We start from the raw sequence: 24,501 nt of genomic DNA, 5'->3' as shown, positions 1-24,501 counted from the left end.
GAACACTATGAGAAACGAAGGCTCTGGAACGCTCACAGAGCCCCATCGTTCATCATTCATGTCGTCAATCCATTCCCGCTTTCTTCAACAAAACATGAACAATCAAGCCTTTTTCCGCGGAAGGAGCAATGGAGATGCTTCCCTCGTGATCTGCGACAATCGCTTGGGCGATGGCCAGACCGATCCCGCTTCCTCCCCTTTTTCGCGTACGAGATTTGTCCACACGATAAAATCGCTTAAAAAGATGGGGAATTTCCTTTGCTTGAATGCCGATCCCTGTATCCTCTACCACAATGTGCACGGCGTCTTCATCCCCATATGCCCGTACCTTCACTTGTCCTTTATCTGTGTATTTCCGTGCATTGTCCAAAAGGATGTCCAACAACTGGCGAATCCGCTCCCGATCCATGAAAAGGACAAGGGCTTCTTCCCATTCAAAAAACAGCTTAATTTGTGGAGGGAAAATGGGCTCCCACGCTTGCTTTACTTCAAGAAGCAGAGGGGTTAATGGCTGCACGACTTTCGATGAATCTAGTTGAGCGGTATGCTGCAATTTGGCTAGCGACAACAGGTCATCAATGAGTTTGAAAAGTCGCTTGCACTCCTGCTCCACAGCAGCGAGTGCTTCGTTCCTTACTTCAGGCTTGTGCTGTCCCCATCTTTGCAGAAGACTTACATACCCTTCAATAATCGAGAGCGGTGTACGCAATTCATGAGAGGCATCTGTGACGAATCGCTGCTGATAGACCATTGCTTCTTCCATACGGTCTAACAACAGATTAAAGGCATGGATCAGCTCGTAGATTTCAGTCTCTACATGATGGTGGTGAATTCGTTGGGAGAGACGTTGAGGGAAAATGGAATGGATTTGCTGGATAAGATGATCGAGAGGCTTCAGTCCCCAGTTACTCAACCAATAGCCTCCAATCGCCGAAAGTAGCAAGGTAAAAAAGGAAGAGAGAAAAAGAATCGTGAGCAAGATGGAAAAATACCATTCAAGCGCTTCTGTCGTAGTAGAAATTTGCACAAACAAAAGCTCCGATGTGAACGGCAGCTGTACAGGTTCTTTTGCGACCAAGGTCCTTTCATAATACTCTTCCGGCTCTTTTGTCCAATTGGCTCCCCTTATCGAAGCGATTTCCTTGCCGTTTTGGTCACTGATATTTATGTATTGATTGACGTCGGCGTAATTGGTTAACAAACGAGTCAAATAGGCAATCGTCAGTGATGCTTCTTCGGTGATTTCCGTTTTCAAATCGGCAGCGATAGCCGTCGCCTTCTGATTGAGTAATTTTTGCTCATGTTGATGGACGAGATTAGAGGTGCTGAAAAAAATAAAAATGGACAAAAAGAGAAGCAAGACCAACATGCCCGAGCTAAAAAACAGCGTGAGTCTCCATTTGAGTGAGTATCTGCGATGTGTAAGCACTGCGTTCTCCTTTTAATCTCGTAGTGTATATCCGATTCCTCGAACGGTATGTATCAGTTTAACGGATGGATCAGTCTCAATTTTGTTCCGCAAATACCGGATATACACATCCACGATGTTGGTATTCCCCATAAAGTCAAACCCCCAAACTGCTGTGAGAATTTGTTCTCGCGAGACCGCTTGCTCCTTGTTCTGAACTAGATAATAAAGCAAATCAAATTCGCGTGGCGTCAACATGATTTCCTCTTCATCGAGGAACACACGCCGTGCGTTGGGCTGGATACGTAAGCGACCAACCACTATTTCCTGGGTTGCTTTTGTTTCCCGCTGACGCAATAAGGCCCGAATCCGGGCAAACAACTCCTCGATGGCAAACGGCTTTGCCAGGTAGTCGTTGGCTCCACTGTCTAATCCCGTGACGATATCCGGAACCTCTCCACGAGCCGTGATCATGATAATGGGGACATCTTTGGTTTCCCGTATGCGCCGGCATAATTCTATCCCCGATAATTCGGGCAGCATGACATCCAGGAGGATGAGATCGTACTCAATCGTCAGTGCCTTTTCTAATCCGGAAAGCCCGTCGTATTCAATATCCGCCGAAAATCCTTCATTCTCCAACTCCAACTGTAAGTATCTTGCCAAGTTATGCTCATCTTCAACAAGCAGCAAATAGCCTTTTCCATCTGGCGTAGGCATGCATATCAACTCCGTTTGAATATCTTACCAACAGTTTTCTCAGGAAACTCTCATGAAATTCTACCGGGAATCTTAGTTTTGTTCTGTACGATAGTTGCGTGGATGAGAAACGCACAACAAGAGCAACTATTCATAAGGAGGAACATCATGACAAAGCGAAACTGGAAAGGCACCACTACTACGGTCGTAGCTATTCTAATGGGAACTTCTCTTCTCATGAACGGACAAGCCTACGCGGCTTCTGAGACAAGTCTCACCTCCACCACTACACATAGTCAGGATAAACAGCAGAAAAAACATAAGGATGACCTGAACCTGCAACAAAATATCGAAGAATCAGTTGCAGATCAAGGCAATGAACAGGCTGAAATTGATCAATTTGATCAAATGGTGCAAGAAGGTACGAATAACGACCTGACAGCCAATGAGGAAAGTACTACTGATAGTAATCTGAATAAACAGACTGAAGATAGTAAAGATACTACTGCTTCATTTGACCACAATACTTCGGCCTCCTCTTCGGACATTGCCGATCAGGTCATTTCAGAAGGATTGAAGTTTAAAGGCGTCCCTTATAAATTTGGTTCGAGCAAAAAAACAACGCGTACATTTGATTGCTCTTCCTTTACACAGCGAGTCTTTAAAGAGGTCGGAGTAAGGTTGCCACGAGACTCGCGTCAACAGTCCAAAGTCGGTCAAAAAGTCTCGAAGGATCAACTGCAAAAAGGAGATCTCGTGTTCTTCCGCAGCTACGGCAGCTCGTCTTCTCGCATTACCCATGTTGCCATCTACGCTGGAGACAATAAGCTACTGCATACGTACGGTAAACCGGGAGTTACGACAACCAAATTCAAAGGGACTTCCTGGGAAAAACGCTTTGAGCTAGGAAGACGCGTAATTTAATCATCCTCTCTTTGAAAGCACATACTTTGAAACGTTATCAATGGTTCCTCGTCAAATGGAGTGAAACTTCAAAAATAGACGAGGTGGCTATCATGAATGTCAGACAAAATATGATCTCTCTTTCCATCCTTGCATTGTTAACCGTGTCATTCGCCCAACCAAGCTTTGCTGCCACGACTCCTTTTACGGATCTTGCCCAATCAGGAGCGAAGGATAAGATTCTTTCCTTACAGCAACAAGGTGTGATAAAAGGGGTAGATGATAGCAAATTTGCACCTAACGAAACGATTACGGCTGCTCAAGGTATTCAACTGATTGTAAATGCCTTTGATTTGAGTTTGGCTGCGATCCGTTTTATAAAGGCTCCACAAGCCACTGACTTTTTTTCCAAAGCAGATAACAATGCTTGGTATGCAGAGAGTCTGATCATAGCGGGTGCGAATGGATTGGAATTACCAGCTGATCTCGATCCGAATGCAGATTGGACCAAAGAGCAGTTCATTCACCAGCTAATGAGAGTCATGGAGACCAAGGGGAATCTCCCTATGATCAAACTAGTACCGATGGAAATCCAAGATGATCAAGAACTCACCGTGGATTACCAAGGCTCCATTCAACGAGCTTTGGCAAGAGATGTGATCGAATTGGATAAAGAAAAAAAGCTCCATCCGCAAAAGCCAATCACGCGTGAAGAGGCAGCCGAAATGATTTATAATGCCCTTGCGTATTTAAAAAACCATAAGCCTCTGAACTAAAACAAAAAAATGCAGCGATCCTCGTGATGAGGAGCTGCATTTTTTACTTAACCAGTAATCATCTGATTCACTTGCCCAGTTATCAACAGCATCGCTTGCAAGACGGGCATCATACTAACAAGATCAGACGAATGGAAGCGCACCGTGCGTCCTTCGGTGAGTTCAATTCCTGGCATCCAGCTGACTGCTGTGGCAAATTGTGATTTCGTAAACTCGACTTCTATCGTATTCTCTACTCTTTGCGCAAGCGGTTTAACTGTACGGCGATGGAGCAATGCCTCCTTAGCTTGCTGACGGATCAGCTCTCTCGCACGAACGGGATGCATCGCTTGAGACGAGAGTCCCGTTATTCCTGTTTTCACGGCGACCGTAAAGACTCCAGGGATATCTTCTTCCACTTCTTTAGCCGTTTGAGAATCTCCGGTAACGAGTACGACAGGGACGCCAAAAGCTCCAGCGATTGCAGCATTTAAACCTGCTTCGCCCACCTCTTTGCCATTTAAGATAAGCCGATGGATAGCGAGGCCAGACAATGTATGATTGAGTACCGCATCCCCTGTTCCTGCTTTTCCATGATAACCGATGAAAAATGCGGCATCGCAGCTACTGTCGATCCCCTGCATCATACAGAGAGGCTTGAAAAAACCACGGATGACATCTGCCTGTGGATGTAATTCTTCCAGGATAATATTGTTCATCGGCCCATGAGATTCATTGACGATAATTTGGGTAGCTCCTGCTTCCAATGCCCCCTCAATCGCCGCATTAACATCTTGGGTCAGCAGTCTTCTCCCCGCTTCGTAATGTCTCCGACCGGGGATCACATCCTCCCATTCGCTTAGTCCGGAGATCCCTTCCATGTCCAACGAAATAAACACCTTCATGAGAAACTGCCTCCCTATTTTTGATTAGGCTTCTTTCGGCATTTGGCGCGATCCAAACGCCATGCGCTTGATCTCACCGTCAGGATGGCGAACAAAGCGAATGAGTGAATCGATGTTGTGGCGCTTGAACAGAAACGTATCTTCGCCAACGGAACGCAGTGGAAACACATCATTGCCTAAAACGAGTGCGAGCTGTCTTTGCGCTTCATCGAATCTGATCTCTACTACGTCTCCTTCACCAGATTTATATGTACCTGGACATTGCTGCAAGTAATCAAGCGGCACTTCCCATTCGGAAAACGTGGCGAACTGCGTCTCAAGCGGGCGACCGAACATGCTGTTCAACAGCCCTAATGTCAGATTGGTAATGGGGGCATCATCCATGTTGGTTAAAAGAATGCCAGTTACTCCCGCCTCGGGGACGATGAACATTTGCGCGGTCATCCCTTTTAAGCCGCCGGTATGGGTAAGTAACGTGTAATCTTCGGAAAATGGAAGCACGCCGAGTCCGTAACCATAGCTGCGACTCAAGTCAATACGGACATGAGGGGCAGTCATTTGTGACACGCTATCCCCCGAGATGATTCTCGCTCCATTTGAAAGCCCGCCTGTCCGATAGACATCCGCATACCGAAGCATGTCACGTGCGGACGATTTGAGGAAGCCTGCTGCACGCATGGAGGGAGCATCCCACCAACCGGGGGCACGTACTACTTCACGAACGCCATCATTCATGCGACATGTGTACAGCATGGTCGTATTGTCATCCTCGGCTAATTCCTCGACATGAAAAACCGTGCGTTCCATCCCGAGTGGCTGTAAAATATGCTCTTGCACATAGGCTTCGTATGTTTTGCCGCTGACACGCTCAACAATCGCCCCAAGCAAGCCAAAAGCTTCGTTCGAATAGCTGAATTCTGTGCCAGCAGGTCCCAACAATTCAAAGGGCAGCTTCTCTATATATGCCATGAGGTCTTCGAAGGTATCAATTGGGTGTTGACATTGCGCTTCAAAATGTTGGAGTAACTCTTGTGCTGTCGGATCGGCTTGTAAACTGGGTAGCATGGCGGGAATGAGAGATGGAAGTGGCGGAAATCCGAGGGTATGTGTCATGAAATGATGAATGGTGATGCGCTTCGTTTGGACTTCGTCCGGTGTGCGAAACTCAGGCAAATAAGTGATAACCGGATCATGCACGGAAAGCTTTCCTTCTTCCTGAAGCTGCATGATCGCCATGCAAGTAAACGACTTCGTAATCGATCCGATCCCAAATACCGTATCCAGATCAATCGGGGCTTGCTTTTCGCGATCCCGATAACCAAACGCTTTTTCATAAGTGAGCTCCCCATCTTTGGCTACTGCAATGACCGCACCGGGAACCTGAAAATCATCCATCAGTCTTTGGACGTAATCTTCAAACGATGCTTCCCACTCATTCATCTTCATGTCATGCCTCCTTAGGTTCATTACATACAAACAAGAAAGCAATTTCAGTTTTTTGATTTCGAAGTATAGACTTCAAAAAAATAGGGATATGAAGTTCATGCACTAGTAGAATTATAAGCGGCAGATGAGAAAACGACAATATATAAATTCCGAAAATAACTAATTTTCAAAACAAAACGCAATCAAATAAAAATGGCCCTTCGTCTTGTATGACTCCAGGCCATGTAATGTCGCTGGTTACATTCGATCATTCGTTGTTTTGGTAATGACTGTGGAGCCTCATGTCATTGTCTATGCTCGTCCCGTTAATCAGAAACTCCAAAATGTAAAAGAAACAATCTCTTATTAGAATAAAAAATATAATCATCCCAAATAGCTTCATACCAGAAATTAGGCTGACATTCCACTTTATATACCATTAGGTTCCCCTCAAAAAAATCTGATAATAGTGTAATAAAACCGTTTATACAATGCTTTGGGTCAAACTTTAAGGATGAATCAAATTGGTGATAAGGATACCCAATTTCAAAGAACCAATCATCACAAGTTTTCTCTAATTTTGCTTTCCAATCGTCAAGTGGTATCAATCGTACTTCACCTAAGTTTTTATCCCCCTCTAGATTAAAGCTATATGTAAAAGCAGTAAGAATATCGTCATGATACTCCAGTTCATTCCATTCAAATGTATATCCATGATTTGTATGGAGATTTAATAAGGCGAAAGCTTGCAGAAAACCATTTATTTGGGCTTGCTTGATTTTATCCATTCCATCCCCACCCCCATCAGATCGTATCCATGCACAATATATACCATAACATTCCAACATATTGAATTATCCTGCCCGTTAGTTGAGCAAAGGCTGCCGGTTTTAACTCCAGCAGCCTCTATTTGTGTTTGTTTCACTATCGAACCCATAAGGCGGAACTGGCCGAGCCGTGTGGACATATGCGGATTCCAGCTGAAGCCCTTTCAATGTGGCAAATTCAAAGAATCCATTTTGAAAAAAGATCGATCAAAATCGATTCTACCATTTTGAATACAGATGAAATATTCCCGAAAAAGTTTAATCGTTTTTGGGTAAGTTTCTTGAACATCAGCACTCGCTCGTACTATTCCGGTTAACCGGATATTTAACATGTATCAATCCTTTTCTGTTACCATCTATGAACCGGCTATTTTTTTTCCTCTTGGTTGTCTGCTGTTGGCGTCCGGTTCGACAGTGATGCCGATTTGATCAAAAGTTTGCCCTTCGGCGAGCTGGTAGGTCAGTATTCCGGATCCGTTTTCGTCCGGCTTGAATATGCCACCATTTTCCCTCTTGCTATTTTTCAACAGCCAAACCTGGTAAACCTGTGAACCTTCGACGCCAGGCAATTCGTGAACCTGCACCACCAAATTTTTCTCTGATCCCTGCTGGACAATATAGGCGATGCCGTTTGTTCGCGGGTGGCTTTGATTGGCTGCTTTTAAGGGAATCTCCGTTAAAATTTCTATCGGGATATTTTCAGGATGGCGATTTTTTTCCTGTACATTCGCCATTCCAAGGCCAATAAACGCGAGCAACAAGACGGTCACGATACTGGTTGAAACTGGAGTGAACTGGCTTTTGAACATCATGGCGAGCTTGCTCATCTTAGCCATGAATGTTTCCGTATCACTTTGCCTATTGTGCTCAAAAACAAACCCCAGCACCTCGCCTTTTAGCGATTCAGGCACCTCGGTTTCGGTATAATCGAAGGGCAAAGCATGCCAGGCCTGGGATAATTCCTGATATTCTTTCTTACACTCCGTACAATTCTTTAAATGTTCAGCAAAGGCCATGTGTTCGCTCTCCTTGAGCTCATTTGCTATATATGAAATTAATTGCTCACAGACCCTTCTCATTTTATATCCTCCAGTTCCAGATGCTTCCTCAATCCTTTAAGAGCCTGGTGAAGCCTGCTTTTAACTGTGCCGAGCGGCTCTTGTTCCAGCTTGGCGATCTCTGAAAGAGAATACCCTTTCCAATAAAGCAATTCGATTAATCTTCTTTGGGCCGTCGGCAATTTGTTTTTCGCCATCGCAATATCATTCGTATTTACTCGTTGCTCGACTGCATTTGCAGGGTCGGCGATCTCCTCATGTTCCTCTTGATGGTGTTGCGTATGCCTCTTCTCTTTGCGGAGGTAGTCAATGCATATATTGCGGGTAATCGTGAGGAGCCAGTTTACAAAGCTGCCTTGAGCAGGATCGTAATGGCTGTTTGTTGTCCATAGCCTCAAAAAGACCAGCTGAATAATCTCTTTCGTCTTATCCTCATTCCCATTGCAAAACTTCATAACGAAGCCGTAAACAAGCTTTATATATCGATCATAGAGCTCCTCTAATGCGTGACCATTTTTTTCGTTTACCAATCGCATTAATTCCGCATCGTAATTTTCTTTCATGTGGCACTCCCTGCTTTTGGATAAAAATATACTGCCATAACACGATTTTAAAAGTAAAGATGGGAACGACCGCGACTGATCGTTCCCTGGGCAGGCTTATTCAAATGCTGTTTCGCTGTTTACGACAAACCATACTTCTTTTACTCCTTGCCCGTTTACATCCCCTTCTTGCTGGTCTTTTGCAAAATAATAGAGAGGAAAGCCTTTGTACGTAACCTGCTTCTTCCCGTTGTCTTCTCTTGTAATCGTATCGAAATCCTTTTTGTCAAAACCTTCCGGGACGGCGAAATCCTCCTGGGTAAATGCCGGCCAGTTTGCCAGGCAGTCTCCGCTGCAATTGCTTTTTCCTGCTTCGTCCTTTTTAAAATAATACAGAGCCCTTCCCTGTGGGTCCGCCAGGTACTTTCCAGCTTTCTCATTATCCAAAAGCTGGAGACTTTCAGCTGGGGCTTGTTCCGATTTAGTTTGTTCCGTTTGGGCTTGATCGGGTTGAACCGTCTCTGTTTTTACCTCCGTGCTTTTTCCGCAGGCAGCCAAAGCAAAAATAATTGAAAGTATCGCAAGGGTAAAAACTGCATTTTTCATGTATGTTCCTCCCAGTTTTTTAGATGTAAGATTCGTCCTTACTTCCAGCCCCATTTTTGAAAGATTTGGTGAGATTCTTTCGTTCTTAAATAATCAATAAATTGCTGTGCCTCTTTTTTCTGATCAGTGATTTTTGTCAGGGCGATCGGCGTTCCACGATAGAGCTTTTCTTCTTCGGGCAGTTCGACCAGGTCTGTCACATCCTTGAGCCGGTAATGCCACGATTCATAGGTAATCCAAGCGTCCAGGCTGGAATTCGATTTCCATCGTTCAATGGCTTCGGCACTCGACTTTACAGAAACGTTAATATTTTGAGAAATGCCTTCGATCAGCCCTTTTCTGCCCGCCAAGTCTTCCCACAGGCCAAGCTGGCCAGCCCCATTCACATCCATTATTTTTACTCCTTTTTTCGTTAAATCCGCCAGGCTTTCAATCTTCTTAGGATTTCCTTTCCTCACCAATATTCCTGCAGCACGCGTGTAAAGCTCCGTACGTGTTTTCGTGTCGATGATTTCGGGGTATTTAAAGATAAACTCCTGCAGCATATACTCGGAGCCACCGAAAATAATATCTGCATCTTGCTTTGCTTGACCGATCCAGTTGCTCTCTGGTCCGGCTGTTACTTCCACCTTCATTCCCGTTTTAGCTGAAAAATGTTCAGCAGCTTCCTTGATCGGTCCAAGTGGTCCACCTGGTCCGTACACCCAGATGACTTGGTCACTTGTGCTGGAATTTGGTGTCGCCTGGGACGCCGGCTTACCGTCATAGGCTGACATTCCGGCAGCCGTAGTGAAAAAAAGCAGTAGAGCTACTAGGAACACGGTCTTCTTCATGATTCTTCCTCCATTTCACACATGTTTTTTAACGGTACTATCAAAGGAAACGAAAGGAGGCTGTAAACGGTTTGATTGTAATTGTGAAATAGTTAGAAAGTTTCATAAAACGATGGAAAACTAGTCTGGTGAAGAATAAATAAGGATCTCCGCACAACCTACGCCAGCCTAGCCAGGTGTATGGTGATCTTTTTCAAGTTCTGGCACGAAGCGGATTCATGGTCTCTCGCGTCTGTTTTATTTGAAATTGGCCATTTAGAATTACACATGGTTTTATAATCATGAACGGTTCCAGAAAAAACGAAACCAGTGTACCCGGTAGAATACCGAATAACACTGGCTGCTTAGGCTTTTTTAGTTCCTCTAACTGCTTGGATTGCCGGGACTTTCCCCCTGCCCGTAGGTGTTATCATATGCGAAAAGGCTAAACGATTTTAATCTCCTCTATAGCGATAACCTCCCTTGCTGCTTCTATGAAAGATAAAATGATTGGTGAAAGCCACTTGTCTTTATGCCATAACATCTGTGTATACACGTGCAAGTGCGGAATTTGCCATGGAAGAGAAACAAGGTCGCCACGTTCAACTTCCGCTTTCGTTGTCATTTCAGGAAGAAAGGCAATACCGATTCCCGTAATTGCGCATTGTTTAATGGCTTCGGCATTTTGAAACTCTAAATACGTAATACTATCAATGCCCTTTTTCTCAAATTGCCGGTCAAACATGGTTCGATAGGGACAACCCTTTTCATTCGTCAGGAACACTTGTCCGTGAAAATCTTCCAGCTGCAGTACAGTTAGTTTCGATAGTGGGTGGTCTGGAGCGGCGAAAAAGCGGAAAGTTTCTTCCACCAATGGCTCCACTGCAAGTGCGCTTGAGCGAATGGGTTCGTCCAACATAAAGACGACATCCGCGGTTCCCTCAAAAAGCGCTTGCTTGAGTTGTTGATTTGGAACGGAGCGGAAGATGAGACGAACTCCTGGATGGCGCGAACGAAATAGGTGAAAGACAACTGGAAGCCGATAGGCGCAAAGAACCTCGTTAGCACTTACTGTTAGGGTGCCGCTTACATTTTCATCATCATGAACGACGCTGCGAGCTTCGTCCAATTTGTCTAGAACGCTTTGGATATGAGTTAAAAAGCGTTTCCCCGCAGTTGTGAGCACGAGCTGCTTGCCCAAGCGATCAAAGAGACGAACACCAAGCTCATCCTCCAATGCTTTTATTTGCATCGTGACGTTGGAGGGGACGTAGTTCAACACTTCCGCAGCCCGACTGAAATTTAAAGTTGATGCAACCGTGCGGAACGTAATCAGTTGGCGCAATTCCATCATACGATCCCCCTTACCCTTCAAGATTTTTGAATATAGCTTTGAATTTCATTCACTTTTGCTGAGACTATCACAGATCTATACTTACAACAAGAAATACATTCTTCATGTATGGTTTCATTTTGAAGGGAGAGGCAATACGATGGATTATGAAATTTTTGATTTGGGTGACGTAACCTTGCAATCAGGAGTGACGTTACCGAGCGCTTTTATTGCTTATAAGACTTATGGAAGATTGAATGAAAAGAAAGATAATGTCATCGTCTATCCAACTGCTTTTGGTGACCAGCATGTGCAGAATGAATGGTTGATTGGAAACGGCATGGCACTAGATCCGCAGAAATATTTCATTATCGTACCAAATCTGCTGGGCAACGGATTATCTTCGTCTCCCAGTAACACGCCTCCCCCATTCGACCGGGCTAATTTTCCGCAGGTAACCATTTATGACAACGTTACATTACAGCATCGGCTGGTGACCGAAAAATTCGGCATTCAAAAGATCGCTCTCGTCGTAGGGTGGTCAATGGGAGGCATTCAAGCATTCCAATGGGGGGCAAGTTATCCCGACATGGTGGAACGAATTGCACCTTTCGCCGGAGTTGCAAAGACATGGCCCCAAACGTATGTAGTTCTGGACGGTTTGAAAGCTCCGCTCTTGGCTGCGACCCGCTTTGATTCAAGTAAACTAAACCAGTTGACTTCTGCGGACATGCGCGCCGTTGGCCGTGTCTATGCAGGATGGGGCGTATCGCAGGCGTTTTACAGAGAGGAACTTTATCGTGATCTGGGATTTGACTCATTGACAGATTTTGTCACTGGCGTCTGGGAAGATAGCTTTATGAAAATGGATCCGCACAATGTCCTGGCCATGCTATGGACAGGACAACATGCAGATATAAGTGCAAATCCGACCTATAACGGAGATTTCGATGAGGCGCTCACAAGCATTAAAGCGCTTGCCTGCGTCATGCCAGGGAGCACGGATCTCTTCTGCTCGGCAGACGATAACGAATACGAGGCTAAGCTAATACCTCATGCTATTTTTAACCCTATTGAATCGTTCTGGGGCCATTTTGCCGGGCGCGGAATCAACAGTGCCGATAATAAATTTATTGATGACAATCTAAAACGCTTGTTGGCGCTTAGTACAGACGGATAGATCCTATTAGCATTGGAGTGTCCTGTAAGGCATAGCAAGAACCTTGCAAAGAATAGCATTGAAGAAGGAGCAGCGGTGGGAAGTTTATCCTAAGTCTAGCCGTTAAAAAGGCCAAATTCGCAGGTTGAACGTAACGATAATAGGCTACGTTCAACCTTCAACGAAATTGGTCACTACCTAATGGTTTCGAAAGCTCTACACATTAACCCATGAACTGCCCTTCTGTAGTGGTTCGGTTAATCGTTTGGTTCTGTGAACCTCTTGATTGTATCCGTATTTGGCAAATTCGAATAACACGAGCTATCACTATTACAAGATTTTGAAAAGAAGCTATTGCCAGCCCAATAATAATACTCGGCATCATCATAAAGATACCTTCCAAACTGAGCACTCGTTCGCCACCAAAAAATGTGATCATTTTCGGAAGGAAAAGGAGCAGGAATAACGGTAACAACATTAGGATGAAGGATAAGAAGGTCAACCAACTAGGACGCTTCTTGTATTGCTCTTCCCATTTCTTTAACCGCCATAAGCGACGAATTCCCAAAAGCACCGTGATCAAGATGATGCTGCACATACCGGATTCAAGCATGGTATGAGTGAAAAGAGAATTTTCTGGCGGGGAATTAGTCAATATTCCTGACAATCCACTCACAAATGAATAATAATCGACGAAAGTATTCAAGCCACTGTTGAACAAGATGACAATGCCAAGCTTCTGATCAGGTATTACAAGCTCTTGCGCTTGATAGGTCCACAAAATTCCCCCATGCTCGATTTGTTTTTTTCCATCAGCGGTTTTAGAGATTTCCCAGCCCAGACCATATGATTCCTTAGGGCCTGTAGGTGAATGCATGGTTCTAATCCCCTCGCTACTAAGCAGCTGCACATTGTTGTATTTTCCACTATTTCCCTGTATGATCAACCATTTAGCCATATCGTTGATTGTTGAAACCATCCCTGCCGCGCCTTCAACGAACCATTCAGGTTCTTCAGTAGCTATTGGTTTTCCAAATAGGAAATAGTGTCCGCCAGAAATTGTACTGGACTTTTCAATCAATTGCTTTGTATTTGAGACATGAAAAGTACGTTTCATTTCAAGTGGAGTGAAAATATGCCGTTGCAAATAATCAGGGAACTTTTCCTTACTGACTACTTCTACCAGCCTGGCTAACAGTTGGTAATTCGTATTATTGTAATGAAATTCACTGCCGGGCTCGCTATGGAGGGTAACTTCATGCAATCGTTGCACGACTTCTTCTAACGAGTCGGGCTGAGGATGAATCGTCATATCTGGGTAAACGGTGTCGGTCAAGCCGCTTGTATGACTCAAAAGTTGACGAACTGTGATTGTCATTCCACGGGGATCATTCAGCTGAAACGAGGGAATATAGTGAGCAATCGGTTTATCTAGATCCACTCGTCCGGATTCAGCTAGCTGCATGACAGCCAATGCTGTAAATGATTTACTCAGCGAAGCAATAGCGAATGGGGTATCCCCAGATATTGGACTTTGGTCTGCTGTTTTTCCATATCCTCTTGAGAAAATGACTTTGTCATCACGGGTAATCGCTACCGCTAATCCCGGAATATGATTCTCTTCCATTTTTGATCGAATGAAATGATCAATTTGATCCTTTGGAAAGTCTGTTTGCGCATAGACACTCTCAACAGAGGTAAGAATCATAGTCAAACAAAAGATAAGAGTCAAAGTGATTTTGGCATACGCCATGTTATTCCCTTCCTTCATAAAGCTGCCATTCACATTTCATAATGAGTGATTCTCCTTGTAGCTCTGCTGTCAGCTCCCCATTCATTTTGAGCATTAGACTCTTGGCTATGGACAGACCCAGGCCTGTGCCCTTACCCGATCTCGTCGGATCAGACGTATAAAAACGATCGAAGAGCTTTGCCACATCTTGCTGATTCAAATGGCGGGCATGATTACTTACAGAAAAAACAACCTTCAATTCCTGCTTCTCAAGGCGAATCCTAACTGGGCCAACAGCGTGAGTAGCTGCATTTGCCAATAGATTTTCCACAACACGCTTGATAGCCGATTCATCTGCGTAGAGCAAGATTTTCTCATTCGGCAATTGAATCATTGGTTCCAAGCTGCTTTCGTTGAACCGATCATAAAATCCCAGTAAGACCTCCGAAATGAGCGTGTTCATATCCACCTTTTCCAGTTTCAGTTCAAAGTCAGCATGATCGATAACCGATAGATCGAAAAAGTCATGTAACAACTTTTGCAGACGCTTCGTTCGGTTCTTGGCGATAATCAAGTACTCCATCTTCTCCGCCTCGGTTACACCTTCCGACTCCATAAGCTGGATATAACCCAGAATGGATGTGAGCGGGGTGCGCAAATCATGTGAGATATTCGCAATCCCTTGCTTGAGCTCGTTTTCAGTCCTTCTACGCAATGCGTTTGCCTCCACAATAAGTGTAAGCAACTTGTTGATTTCCTCGGTCAATGTCTCTAAATCCTGATCAAACAAGGCAATATCGATCTTTTTCTCGGTTGATCCCTTCGTATATGACTCCAGCTGATGGGTTATTCGCTTTATTTCTCGTTTCAGACCATACAAGCGGATCATAGCAGCAGCTGCTATAGTACATGCTGCAAACACCACAAATAGCATCTCGATCCTTCCGCCTTCCTTCTTCCTACCTACTTAATTTCTTTTTTCCTGTAAACCCAGCAGCCGGCAAGTCCACAGCCAACAAATGTGAGGATCGGAACCACCGTCAAGCGCCATAATTCTGTGTTGCTTGGCGAAATACCCCCAATATCCTCCACCAATGAAAACACGCTATTCTCATAAACAGTTTCAAAGACAGGGATAAATTCACCTATGTTTGTAAAAATGACATCGATGGTCAAAAAGAAGATGATCGAGGCAGAAATCGTTTTACCGCTGTTCGTGAAGATAATGGCAAACAATGCAGCGACCGAGGCAAATGACGCTGAATACAGTATGGTACCTAGCATTGTTCTCAAGACTAGCAACGCTACTGCTTGGTCATCCATCGCCCCAAATCCAGACAACAAGGTGCTGATAACCATATTGAAAACAGGAAACAGTAGGGAAAGAAGGATTACACCCCAAGAGTACACAAACAGTTTTGCCGTAAAAATTTTCATTCTGCTATTCCCGCTCGTTGCCATGTTCTTCATGACCCCGGTTGAATACTCGCTAGATATAAAGAAGCCTGCCAGGATACACAAGGACACCTTGATAATGAATGTGTTGCCGGAAATAGCTCGCTGGAAGGATTCTAACCCTGTAAATAGAGGATCACCATCCAGCAGATTATCGAAATGCCAGTAAAGCGGCCAAAAGATCGATAGTGCTACTATGATCATCGCTAGTGTCCTGAAGGAACGGTCCTTCCGTAGCTTATACCATTCGGATTTGATGAGATTATACATAGCGTTCTCCTTGAATCCGGTTAGCGAAATAGCTCTCCAAATCTTCACCCATCGGCATGAACTGTTCAATTGTGAGTCCCGCTTTGAAAAGGATCGAAGAAACCATACCGGGATCATGAACGGATTGATACAGCCTGATCACACCGTCTGGCATCACTTCAAAATTGCTGGTATGCAGTTCCTGATCAATAATCGTAGCGGCCTTACTTGTATCATTTACTTTTATGTGCAAGTACTGCTTACACTTTTCATGCAGTTCATTTGCCGTCAATTGTTCCAGCAGCTTTCCCTTATGGATGATTCCATAATGAGTGGCAAGCAAATGCAACTCACTGAGGATATGCGTTGAGATCAAGATCGTCGTTTGGTTCTCCGAATGCAATCTTTTCAGGAGCTCTCTCAATTTTATGACTCCCGTCGGGTCAAGTCCTGTAGTAGGTTCATCCAAAATTAAAAATTCAGGATCGCCAAGTAAAGCGATAGCGATTCCAAGACGTTGCTTCATTCCCACGGAGAAATGCATGGATTTTTTCTTGCCAGCTTCCTGTAATCCAACTAGCTCCAGTGTATTCTCTATGCATTTGCGCCCCGGTATTCCTTTTTGTATGCGATGTACTTCGAGATTCTCCCATGCGGTCATATGAGGAAATAACGCAGGACTTTCGATTATCGAACCAATACGTTTTCTAGCAAGGACAAGCTCCCGTTCACTATTTGCTCCAAACAACTCAACGGAACCGGACGAAGGGGACACAAGCCCGTTCACAATCCGAATCAACGTAGATTTCCCTGCGCCATTTTGTCCGATAAACCCGTAGATCGATCCCCGTTTAATCGAAAGCGTTACTTTGTCAAGAGCGATGTTGCCTTTATAAGCTTTGGTTAAATCGTTTGTTCTAAGAACTAGCTCAGCCATTTGCCGAACACCTCCTCCCTTTGGCGATACCTTCATTATCAAATGCTCGCCATAAGAGATCCCAAAGAGAATCTTAAGAAAACATTAAGTTGGTTCCGTTATCGAAGTCGATAGCCCATCCCCCATAGCGTTTCTATATATTCTTGTTTGGGATTGGCTTTTGCCAGCTTGCTTCTTAAATTGCTGATATGTACACCCACTGTATTGTCATCCCCCATAAACTCCTCGTTCCAGATACTTTCAAAAACATTCGCCTTCGAAAACACTTTTTTCGGATACGACATGAACAGCTCTAAAATAGCAAATTCTCTTGCTGTCAAAGTTACTTCGGAACCGTTAATCGTCACGAATTTGGTTTCCTTATCCAGCTCCAGCTCCTTGTACGTTAATCGATTACTTGGAGTCGGATTTGAGAATCGCATGTATCTTCGCATATGGGAATCGATGCGTGCAGACACCTCCTCAATATCAAACGGCTTTGTAATAAAATCATCTGCTCCAGTACGAAGTGTTGCTATTTTCGTCTGTTGCTCATCTTTGGCTGAGATAATAATAACTGGCGTCCGAAACACCTCATTGATCTTCTCCAGTAATTGTTCACCGGTGAGTCCCGGAAGCATCAGATCAAGTAGTACGAGATCCCATTCCTGTCTGTCCAAGTAGAGATTCGCTTCTGTTCCCGAATAGGCTGCTTGGGCAATGTACCCGCTCTTCGTGACAACCGTACACAATAGTTTATTGATATCGCTGTCATCTTCCACAACTAGTACATGTATCTTTTTATCCATGGTCTCACCTTTTTTCTTTGTGAATATGGCTGAATCGTGATTTGATTTGATATGCTCCTACTGACTAGTATCTTCTCATGCTACATGAGTCTTAATCTCATAGTACCTTGAAAGCTCATTAGAATGAATACCGTGTCTATGAGATGCAGTTGTATGCAGAAAAAAACGACCCTTTTTCAGGGCCGTGAAATGGTTTGCTCTTATTTTTCTAATTCTCCATCACTATTTGTTACCGCAAAGTTGTAATTAATAGAGCGTGTAAATGGTTCGCCATTCTCATTGATGCCAGTTACGTCAAAGGAGAGATTATAAACACCTGGCTTCGTCGGCACGGTAAAATTGCCAGTTAGCTCATCTTCTTTTACGGCAAACTTCACTTCATCAAGGACGCTCGCTTTTTCGCCGTTCATTGAACGAGTCAGGTTTGCTTTTTCCAGTAACGATTGATCAATTTCGTTTTTGCCCAGGTCGACGGAAATCTTCGCTTTGTCGCCTTTCTTGAATACCTTTTTGCTCGCTTTTACTTTCGCTTCTTCTCCGCCATCCACCGAACCAACCATGAAAAAGGCGTCGTCAGAGCCCTCTACTTCAAGTGTCCATTCTCCTGCTTCAGGCTCCTCTACTTCAATGAAGTGATGAACCGCATCTTTGAATATCTCGGGTTCATCGTCTGATTCGCTTTGTTTACTAATATCCGCCTCATACTCTTTGCCGGACGGACTGATCAAGGTCACAATGGTGTCTTCTGACGAGGTCATCGTGTCAAGACTCAGTTTATCGATTCCGCTCTCCAGGAAAAATGTTTCGGAGGCGTTGTCTTCCACTTCGCCGCCTCGGAGAATGACGGAGCTCTCTTCCACAGTGGCTTCTTTTAATTTTTCTTTGCTTACTTTATTTGCACGTTCGCGAATCGAGGACTTTTGCAATTTAGGCTGGACCAGATCCCATGTTTGCGAGGCTTTCGCTATTTGACCGTGGGAAATGTCTTTTGTAAAGCTCTTGATCCCATAAGGCAAACCGAAGGCAGACTCAACGGAAACGGCTCCATCATCTTCACCAGGAAGAACCGCATGAGCAAACCAGGTAGCACTAAACCAGCCATCATCCCCTGTTCCGGCTGCCATGTATGTCTTTGTAGAACTATTTTCGCTTCGGTTGTCAGTCTGCGCGCGGAAGTTGGCCATATATGATGTTTGCAGGGAATACACGGCATCGTCTTTTTTGCCAAGAATGTCAGCGAGCCATCCCGCCCAATTGCTGTAAGCCATGTCAGCCAATTCTGAACCTTTGTTTGGTGTAGAAAGCTGGTGAACAACGTTGACATACGGATGCGCGCCATAGTGGACGAGTGCTGTCTGCGTATCGATGCCACCTTTGGAATGTGCAATAATATTGATTTTGGAAACACCATAATAATTTGCGACCTTTTTGATGACTTCGGCGAGCTTGGCTCCGTTTGTCCACATGTTGCCACCAGTGCCATCCGCGTCCTTCAACTGTACAAAGGCGGTACGATACCCGGCGTTATAGGCTGCATCATAAAATCCGTCTGTTGTATACCAGGTATTGTAGGTGGAGTGCAGACCTTGGACAAACAGGATCACGGGCTTGTCGTCGGATGCGTTGGGAGGAACTGCACCTGTGTACCAGTCACCAAAATGACCACTTGGATTGTCGTCATGCAAAACCGGAGCTGGAGCTGCGGCGCTTGCTGCTTGCGGGTAGACTAGCGCCGTTGATAATGTAACAGCCGCCAGCAAACGAGATAGTGCTTTCTGATTCATAAAAAGAACACCAACCTTCACCTTAGGATTTATTGTTGCCGTACACAATCGCTAGAATTGCGTACGGATTGCAACCGCCTGTTCTATCTTCAATGTGTCTTGAATGATCACTAGGATCGTATTCATTTGCTGATGAATAAAGAAATGCCCACCAGGCATGGGGTAAAATTTGCATTCTCGCCCGCAATAGTCTCGCCACGCCACAATATCTTGGATTTCAATAGAATCTTCTTTCCCAAACAAAACCGTCATGTTGACAGGGATTTGTTTGGGAAGCTCGTTATTCATTTCGTATGTCTGCACAGCCTGGAAATCAGCGCGAATCGTAGGCAAAAATAGCTCCAAGAGCTCGTGATTATCCAAAACTTCATTGGGAGTACCCCCAAGTGTACGTAGCGAATTGATGAACTCGTTATGCGGCAGGTTGTATGTTTTCACCATTTTGTGATAGGCATGTGGCACGCGGGATGCAGACAGGAACACGTGCTGGGGCAGTGGCTTTCCATTCTGCAACAGCTTTCGCGTCAGTTCAAACGCGATTAATCCGCCCATGCTGTGGCCAAAAAAAGCAAAAGGTTCTTCCCCCAGCTCTGGCGTGATCCGTTTGTATACATCCTCCAAGACCTCATAAAACGAAGTGGAAAGAACCATGCTATCGTTCTGTAATGAAGGCCGCACCTCGAATGGATCAATTTCCAATAACGCTGGCGACAGTACCCGCTTCCAACCGTAATAGATGCTGGGAAGCCCACCTGCGTACGGAAAGCAGAACAATTTCATCTCTTTCCCCGCCCTTTCCTCATTACGTGATTACCTCGACATCTTTCTATGAAAAATGGCCTGATGTACATCTTGTAAATCCTTCATGACTACTTGAGCAGCAAACTGATTGGTAGTCGCGCATACTGACAATTTGTAGCCTGGATCGATCTCATACTGATGAAATGACCAAGCATCGCGCGAATCATTTTGCGATATCGTAATCGATTGGTCTAGGTTTTTTCGAATGGCGAATGATTGTAACGGGATAGACAGCCCCATGCCTCTCGCTTTTATATAACTCTCCTTCAAAGTCCAAAGGTCGTAGAAATAGGAAACCTGTTCATCCGGATGTTTTGCCAAGAGATCTTCTACTTCGGCTGGTGCAAAATAATGAGTGGCAATATCCAAATCAATTGGACATATTTGCTCCACATCAATCCCCACCTGCGAATCATTCGTGGCGCAGACCACCCATTCTCCGGAATGCGAGACGTTAAAGCAGAAGTTGGGAAATGATTTCAAAAAAGGTTTTCCGTATGCATTGTAGTCATACTCGATTTCGTCATTGGAAATCTCGTAGGCTTCACAAATGAGAGAGCGTACGAGCACGTCAGCGAGCAACGCCCGATAGGAATCAGCGGGATTTCTGAAACGGTTGACCCGTTCCCGTTTTTCTTCGGGTAGTGCTTGCAAAAATTGGTTGAACAACTCTTTCTCCATGACAGCAGGACATTTCAAAGCGTAAATGGCAATCATGTAGCACTCACTCTTCTTTCTGTCAATTCAAGACTACTGACTTGTTCTGCTCGATCCTTTCGCTGCTGCACTTCATACAAGTTGGCATACGTGCCGTTGTACTGCATTAACTCGACATGGGCCCCTTGCTCGATGACCTTTCCTTGATCCATCACGTAAATCACATCGGCATCCTCCACTGTCGACAGGCGATGAGCGATAACGAGTACTGTTTTATCTTTCATGAGAGCAGCTAATGCTTGCTGCACCCAATATTCCGATTCAGCATCCAGAGCGGAGGTTGCTTCATCCAATAGAAGGATCGGTGCATTTTTCAGGATAGCTCTGGCAATGGCAATTCGCTGACGCTGTCCGCCAGATAGCTTGGCACCGCGCTCTCCTGTTTTTGTCTGGTAGCCATCTGACAGTTCCATAATAAAATCATGCGCATACGCCGCTTTGCTTGCCTTGATGACATCCTCTTCCGAAGCATCCAAGCAGCCGTAACGAATATTGTCTTCGATGGTTCCTTCGAACAAAAAGGCATCCTGAGGCACGTACGAGATCAAGCTTCTTATTTCTGCGAGAGAATAAGCTCCCATGGGCTTGCCCAGTAAATAGAGAGAGCCGCTCACAGGTGGGTAATACCCCAGCAGAAGCTTCATGACGGTGCTTTTTCCACTTCCACTCGTTCCGACTAGCCCAGCCATTTGACCTTGCTCGACTCGCAACGAAACACCATCCAGCACATTTGTAGCATCGTTGTATCCGAAAACGACCTGCTCCAGCTTCAGCATGCTTTCGCAATGCTGGTGTTTGTCGGAGCTCTTCTGATACTCTTCTGGTTCGAGAGGTTCCTTCAGAAAATCGACGACCCGAGAAGCGCCTGCAAGCGAGCTCTGCAACGCTGTGATGACTTGGCCAAGCTGGAGAAATGCCAGTGTCACAAGCATCTGTTGTTGAACGAGAGCGACCAGCACGCCCAACCCGATTATTTGTTTGGAAACCATCATGATTCCAAAAACAAGCATTCCCCCGAAGCTTACAAATTGGATGAAAAAATTGGTTCCTTCCAATAATCCTTGTTTATGCCCTTGCTTGATAGCAGACGAAGCTACTTCTTCGTTTGCTTCCGTGTAACGTGCGGTCACAACGTTATGTAAATGAAACATTTTGATGATGGGCAACCCGGACAAAAAATCGTTCAATCTTTCTGTCCCAATCCCCATCTGCTGCTGCATTCGATCTCCAATGCGCCGTACTGACTTGGCAAACAGCGTATTCACATACAGAGTCAATGCGCTTACGAGCAATAGGACAACGGCAATTTTCCAATCCATAGCAAACATACCTAAGATCGAGCCGATCAGCGACAGCAGGATAATACTCAATGTTTTCAATTGCTCTGCGTACGCGTTTTCCATGAGGACCACATCGTTGCCCAGTCTCGACATCGTATCTCCCGAATGGTGCTGCTCATAGTAATCGAAAGGCAGCTTGCTTAATCGTTGATAGACTTGAAGCCGAATGTTGACAATTAGCTCACGAACGCATCGACGATAGATGTAACTAAAAAATGGAGACAGGATACTCAGCAAGAGGAACATCACAGCCATTGTGATAATCGCTCTGGTTAATAAAGCAGGGTCTTTTGTGTTCGCAAAATCCGTCAAGTCCTTGAACACAAAAGGCAAGGATACCAATACAGCAGCTTGACCGATTCCGTCACCCACGAGCCCCAAAATATACGCTCGCTTTTTCGATTTCATAAACGACAGCAGTTGAAGTAGTTCCCGCATCAAATTCTGGATGAACATGCCTATACCCCCCCTGCTGCCAGCGAGCTATGCATCTCTGTGGCAAACTGTTTCTGATACAATCTGGTGTAAACGCCGCCTTGGGCAAGCAAATCATAGTGTGTGCCTCGTTCAACAATTTGTCCTTGCTCCAAAACAAGCACTTCATCCGCGTCTTTTATCGTAGACAGTCGATGAGCAATGACGAGAACAGTCCGATTTTTCATCACATTTTCCAGTGCTTCCTGTACCAAAGCTTCCGATTCTGTATCTAAAGCAGACGTTGGTTCATCCAGCAGCAGAATCGGGGCGTCCTTCAAAATCGCTCGGGCAATGGCGAGGCGCTGTTTCTGTCCTCCGGATAAACGAGAGCCGCGTTCCCCCACTTTTGTTTGATATCCTTGCGGCAGCTCCATGATGAAGTCATGCGCATTGGCTGCTTTTGCCGCTGCGATGATCTCGTCTTGTGTCGCATGAATGCGTCCATATGAGATATTTTCTGCAATAGACACGGGGAATAGCGTCGTTTCCTGAGAAACCATGGAAAGATAGCTCCGCATGTCCGGCATATTCCAATCCGACATGGAATGCCCGAAAACATTCAGTCTTCCGTTGCCTGGTTCCATTTGATAAAACCCGCACAGCAATTTCATGATGGTGCTCTTTCCACTTCCGCTGGCCCCTACTAACGCAACGGTCTTGTTCGGATATAGCGTAAAGCTAACATGATCAAGAATCCTTGCCTGTTCGTAGCCAAACGTAACGTTCTCAAACTGTACAGGAATCGCTTGTGGATCAACAGGAATCGCAGGCTGATCATTTTGTTCGACTGGCTGTGAAAAAATTTCTTGCAGCCGCTTTGCTGCACCAGAAATCTCTTGTACTTGGGCAAACAACACGGGGGCGAGTGAAAGTGGTTCGATAATAAAGTGAAGCAAATAGCTGAAAATGACCAAGCTGCCCAGATCCAATTCTCCCACCTGAATCAAGTACCCACCATAAGCGACAAAAAACAGGATTGGGGAAGAAAACAATAATATCCCTGGTGCTGTCATCCACGCGCGCTTCTTCTCTGCCTGGAACGCATTTTTCAAAACCTGCTTCATACCCGCATGGTATTTACGATACAGGACGCCTTCCAATTGAAAAGCTTTGACCATGTGAATCCCGGAGAGCGTATCCTGCGCGATCGCGTTCGTTTGACCCAGATGGTCCTGCATTTGCTCCGAATATTTTTGAATCGGTCTGCTCATCCATCCTGTGATTGCAATAGCAACAGGCAGGATTGCGACGCTAAAGATAATTAACTTCCAATTGATTGTCAACAATAGTCCAAGAGCTCCGACAAAAACAACTGGCAAATAAAAAAACTGGAAAAAATGCTTTTGCAAAAAACTTTGCAAGATTTGGGCATCCGTTGTTAAGCGCGAAACGAGATCGCCGGAATGATATTTATCCATAGTGGACATGGGGATTTTTTCAAGATGAGAAACCATGCTGTTTTTCAAATCTCTCATGGCACTTGAACTGAATCTAGCTGCTGAATATGTGATGAAATATTTTGAGAGAAAGCCGACAATGGTCAGACAAAAAATGATGAGGGCAATACTGACCAGCTTGTCGAAGTTGTTCGTATGTTCGACCATGGTTTTGATCAGGATTCCCATCCAAATGTCTGCCACAGCCACTAGGAGCGAGGCAATGATACAGATCAAGACCCAACCTCGATAAGGCTTTACATATGAGAGTACCCAGCCAAACACGGGCTCTTTCTTTCTGTGCTGAGCTTGCTTGGTAAAAATCATTTGCTGCTCCTCTCCAAGGATGTATT

Annotated in this window: 23 protein-coding genes; 3 read left to right on the top strand and 20 right to left on the bottom strand. The window is 44.9% G+C overall.

From position 1 onward, the window contains the following. Positions 1-64 precede the first annotated feature (64 nt). Together C7R91_RS09550 and C7R91_RS09545 are read right to left on the bottom strand one after the other, a co-directional pair. Positions 65-1,429, bottom strand: a complete 1,365-nt coding sequence (locus C7R91_RS09550) for a sensor histidine kinase (RefSeq protein ID WP_047069332.1) — start codon at positions 1,427-1,429, stop codon at positions 65-67. Between the two features lie 12 nt (positions 1,430-1,441). Continuing rightward, the gene (locus tag C7R91_RS09545; RefSeq protein WP_047069331.1) at positions 1,442-2,128 is read right to left on the bottom strand and encodes a response regulator transcription factor; all 687 of its coding nucleotides are present in this window, start codon (positions 2,126-2,128) and stop codon (positions 1,442-1,444) included. A 147-nt stretch (positions 2,129-2,275) separates the two neighbouring features. On the opposite strand from C7R91_RS09545, the gene C7R91_RS09540 reads away from it, so the two are divergent. Then, positions 2,276-3,031 (top strand): C40 family peptidase, encoded by a 756-nt coding sequence (locus C7R91_RS09540; RefSeq protein ID WP_052773378.1) that lies wholly within the window; start codon positions 2,276-2,278, stop codon positions 3,029-3,031. Positions 3,032-3,123: 92 nt separating this feature from the next. Beyond that, positions 3,124-3,786, top strand: coding sequence for an S-layer homology domain-containing protein (locus C7R91_RS09535; protein ID WP_047069330.1), 663 nt, complete (start codon positions 3,124-3,126; stop codon positions 3,784-3,786). Positions 3,787-3,833: 47 nt separating this feature from the next. Here C7R91_RS09535 and C7R91_RS09530 read toward each other — a convergent pair whose 3' ends face one another. The 8 genes from C7R91_RS09530 to C7R91_RS09495 all read right to left on the bottom strand — a co-directional run bounded on the left by C7R91_RS09530 (position 3,834) and on the right by C7R91_RS09495 (position 11,291). Next, positions 3,834-4,670 carry a M55 family metallopeptidase gene (locus tag C7R91_RS09530; RefSeq protein ID WP_047069329.1) on the bottom strand — a complete coding sequence of 279 codons (837 nt, stop codon included), beginning with the start codon at positions 4,668-4,670 and terminating at the stop codon, positions 3,834-3,836. A gap of 24 nt (positions 4,671-4,694) precedes the next feature. Beyond that, positions 4,695-6,116 (bottom strand): serine hydrolase domain-containing protein, encoded by a 1,422-nt coding sequence (locus C7R91_RS09525; RefSeq protein WP_052773377.1) that lies wholly within the window; start codon positions 6,114-6,116, stop codon positions 4,695-4,697. A gap of 305 nt (positions 6,117-6,421) precedes the next feature. Beyond that, positions 6,422-6,883, bottom strand: a complete 462-nt coding sequence (locus tag C7R91_RS09520; protein WP_047069327.1) for a hypothetical protein — start codon at positions 6,881-6,883, stop codon at positions 6,422-6,424. A 395-nt stretch (positions 6,884-7,278) separates the two neighbouring features. Further along, a complete protein-coding gene (locus C7R91_RS09515) occupies positions 7,279-7,938 on the bottom strand; it encodes an anti-sigma factor (RefSeq protein ID WP_236697839.1) in 660 nt (219 codons plus the stop codon). A gap of 59 nt (positions 7,939-7,997) precedes the next feature. Further along, a complete protein-coding gene (locus C7R91_RS09510) occupies positions 7,998-8,543 on the bottom strand; it encodes an RNA polymerase sigma factor (RefSeq protein ID WP_047069325.1) in 546 nt (181 codons plus the stop codon). Positions 8,544-8,639: 96 nt separating this feature from the next. After that, entirely contained in the window at positions 8,640-9,128 is a 489-nt protein-coding gene (locus C7R91_RS09505; protein ID WP_052773376.1) for a hypothetical protein, read from the bottom strand. Positions 9,129-9,166: 38 nt separating this feature from the next. After that, positions 9,167-9,961, bottom strand: coding sequence for an extracellular solute-binding protein (locus C7R91_RS09500; protein ID WP_047069324.1), 795 nt, complete (start codon positions 9,959-9,961; stop codon positions 9,167-9,169). A gap of 424 nt (positions 9,962-10,385) precedes the next feature. Then, positions 10,386-11,291 carry a LysR family transcriptional regulator gene (locus C7R91_RS09495; protein ID WP_047069323.1) on the bottom strand — a complete coding sequence of 302 codons (906 nt, stop codon included), beginning with the start codon at positions 11,289-11,291 and terminating at the stop codon, positions 10,386-10,388. Positions 11,292-11,433: 142 nt separating this feature from the next. Between C7R91_RS09495 and C7R91_RS09490 the strand changes: the two genes are divergently transcribed. Further along, positions 11,434-12,453: an alpha/beta fold hydrolase gene (locus C7R91_RS09490; RefSeq protein WP_047069322.1), complete on the top strand. Its 1,020-nt coding sequence runs from the start codon at positions 11,434-11,436 to the stop codon at positions 12,451-12,453. A 202-nt stretch (positions 12,454-12,655) separates the two neighbouring features. On the opposite strand, the gene C7R91_RS09485 is transcribed toward C7R91_RS09490, so the two are convergent. The 10 genes from C7R91_RS09485 to C7R91_RS09440 all read right to left on the bottom strand — a co-directional run bounded on the left by C7R91_RS09485 (position 12,656) and on the right by C7R91_RS09440 (position 24,475). Beyond that, positions 12,656-14,185 carry a serine hydrolase domain-containing protein gene (locus C7R91_RS09485; RefSeq protein WP_052773375.1) on the bottom strand — a complete coding sequence of 510 codons (1,530 nt, stop codon included), beginning with the start codon at positions 14,183-14,185 and terminating at the stop codon, positions 12,656-12,658. Position 14,186: 1 nt separating this feature from the next. After that, positions 14,187-15,098 carry a sensor histidine kinase gene (locus tag C7R91_RS09480; protein WP_047069321.1) on the bottom strand — a complete coding sequence of 304 codons (912 nt, stop codon included), beginning with the start codon at positions 15,096-15,098 and terminating at the stop codon, positions 14,187-14,189. Between the two features lie 29 nt (positions 15,099-15,127). Continuing rightward, entirely contained in the window at positions 15,128-15,889 is a 762-nt protein-coding gene (locus C7R91_RS09475) for an ABC transporter permease (RefSeq protein WP_047069320.1), read from the bottom strand. Beyond that, complete coding sequence (locus C7R91_RS09470) at positions 15,882-16,805, bottom strand: ABC transporter ATP-binding protein (RefSeq protein WP_047069319.1); 924 nt, start codon at positions 16,803-16,805, stop codon at positions 15,882-15,884. The genes C7R91_RS09475 and C7R91_RS09470 overlap by 8 nt, the downstream gene beginning before the upstream one ends. 98 nt (positions 16,806-16,903) lie before the next feature. Continuing rightward, entirely contained in the window at positions 16,904-17,593 is a 690-nt protein-coding gene (locus tag C7R91_RS09465) for a response regulator transcription factor (RefSeq protein ID WP_047069317.1), read from the bottom strand. A 200-nt stretch (positions 17,594-17,793) separates the two neighbouring features. Further along, complete coding sequence (locus C7R91_RS09460) at positions 17,794-19,377, bottom strand: lipase family protein (protein WP_047069316.1); 1,584 nt, start codon at positions 19,375-19,377, stop codon at positions 17,794-17,796. A gap of 51 nt (positions 19,378-19,428) precedes the next feature. After that, a complete protein-coding gene (locus C7R91_RS09455) occupies positions 19,429-20,157 on the bottom strand; it encodes a thioesterase II family protein (RefSeq protein ID WP_047069315.1) in 729 nt (242 codons plus the stop codon). 30 nt (positions 20,158-20,187) lie between these two features. Further along, the gene (locus C7R91_RS09450; protein ID WP_047069314.1) at positions 20,188-20,895 is read right to left on the bottom strand and encodes a 4'-phosphopantetheinyl transferase family protein; all 708 of its coding nucleotides are present in this window, start codon (positions 20,893-20,895) and stop codon (positions 20,188-20,190) included. After that, positions 20,892-22,691, bottom strand: a complete 1,800-nt coding sequence (locus tag C7R91_RS09445; RefSeq protein ID WP_047069313.1) for an ABC transporter ATP-binding protein — start codon at positions 22,689-22,691, stop codon at positions 20,892-20,894. Before C7R91_RS09445 ends, C7R91_RS09450 begins: the two co-directional genes overlap by 4 nt. 2 nt (positions 22,692-22,693) lie before the next feature. After that, positions 22,694-24,475: an ABC transporter ATP-binding protein gene (locus tag C7R91_RS09440; RefSeq protein WP_047069312.1), complete on the bottom strand. Its 1,782-nt coding sequence runs from the start codon at positions 24,473-24,475 to the stop codon at positions 22,694-22,696. Positions 24,476-24,501: the final 26 nt, after the last annotated feature.

The sequence above is a fragment of the Brevibacillus formosus genome (assembly GCF_003013405.1).
GTDB lineage: Bacteria > Bacillota > Bacilli > Brevibacillales > Brevibacillaceae > Brevibacillus > Brevibacillus formosus.
This window is presented reverse-complemented; position numbering and strand designations above follow the sequence as displayed.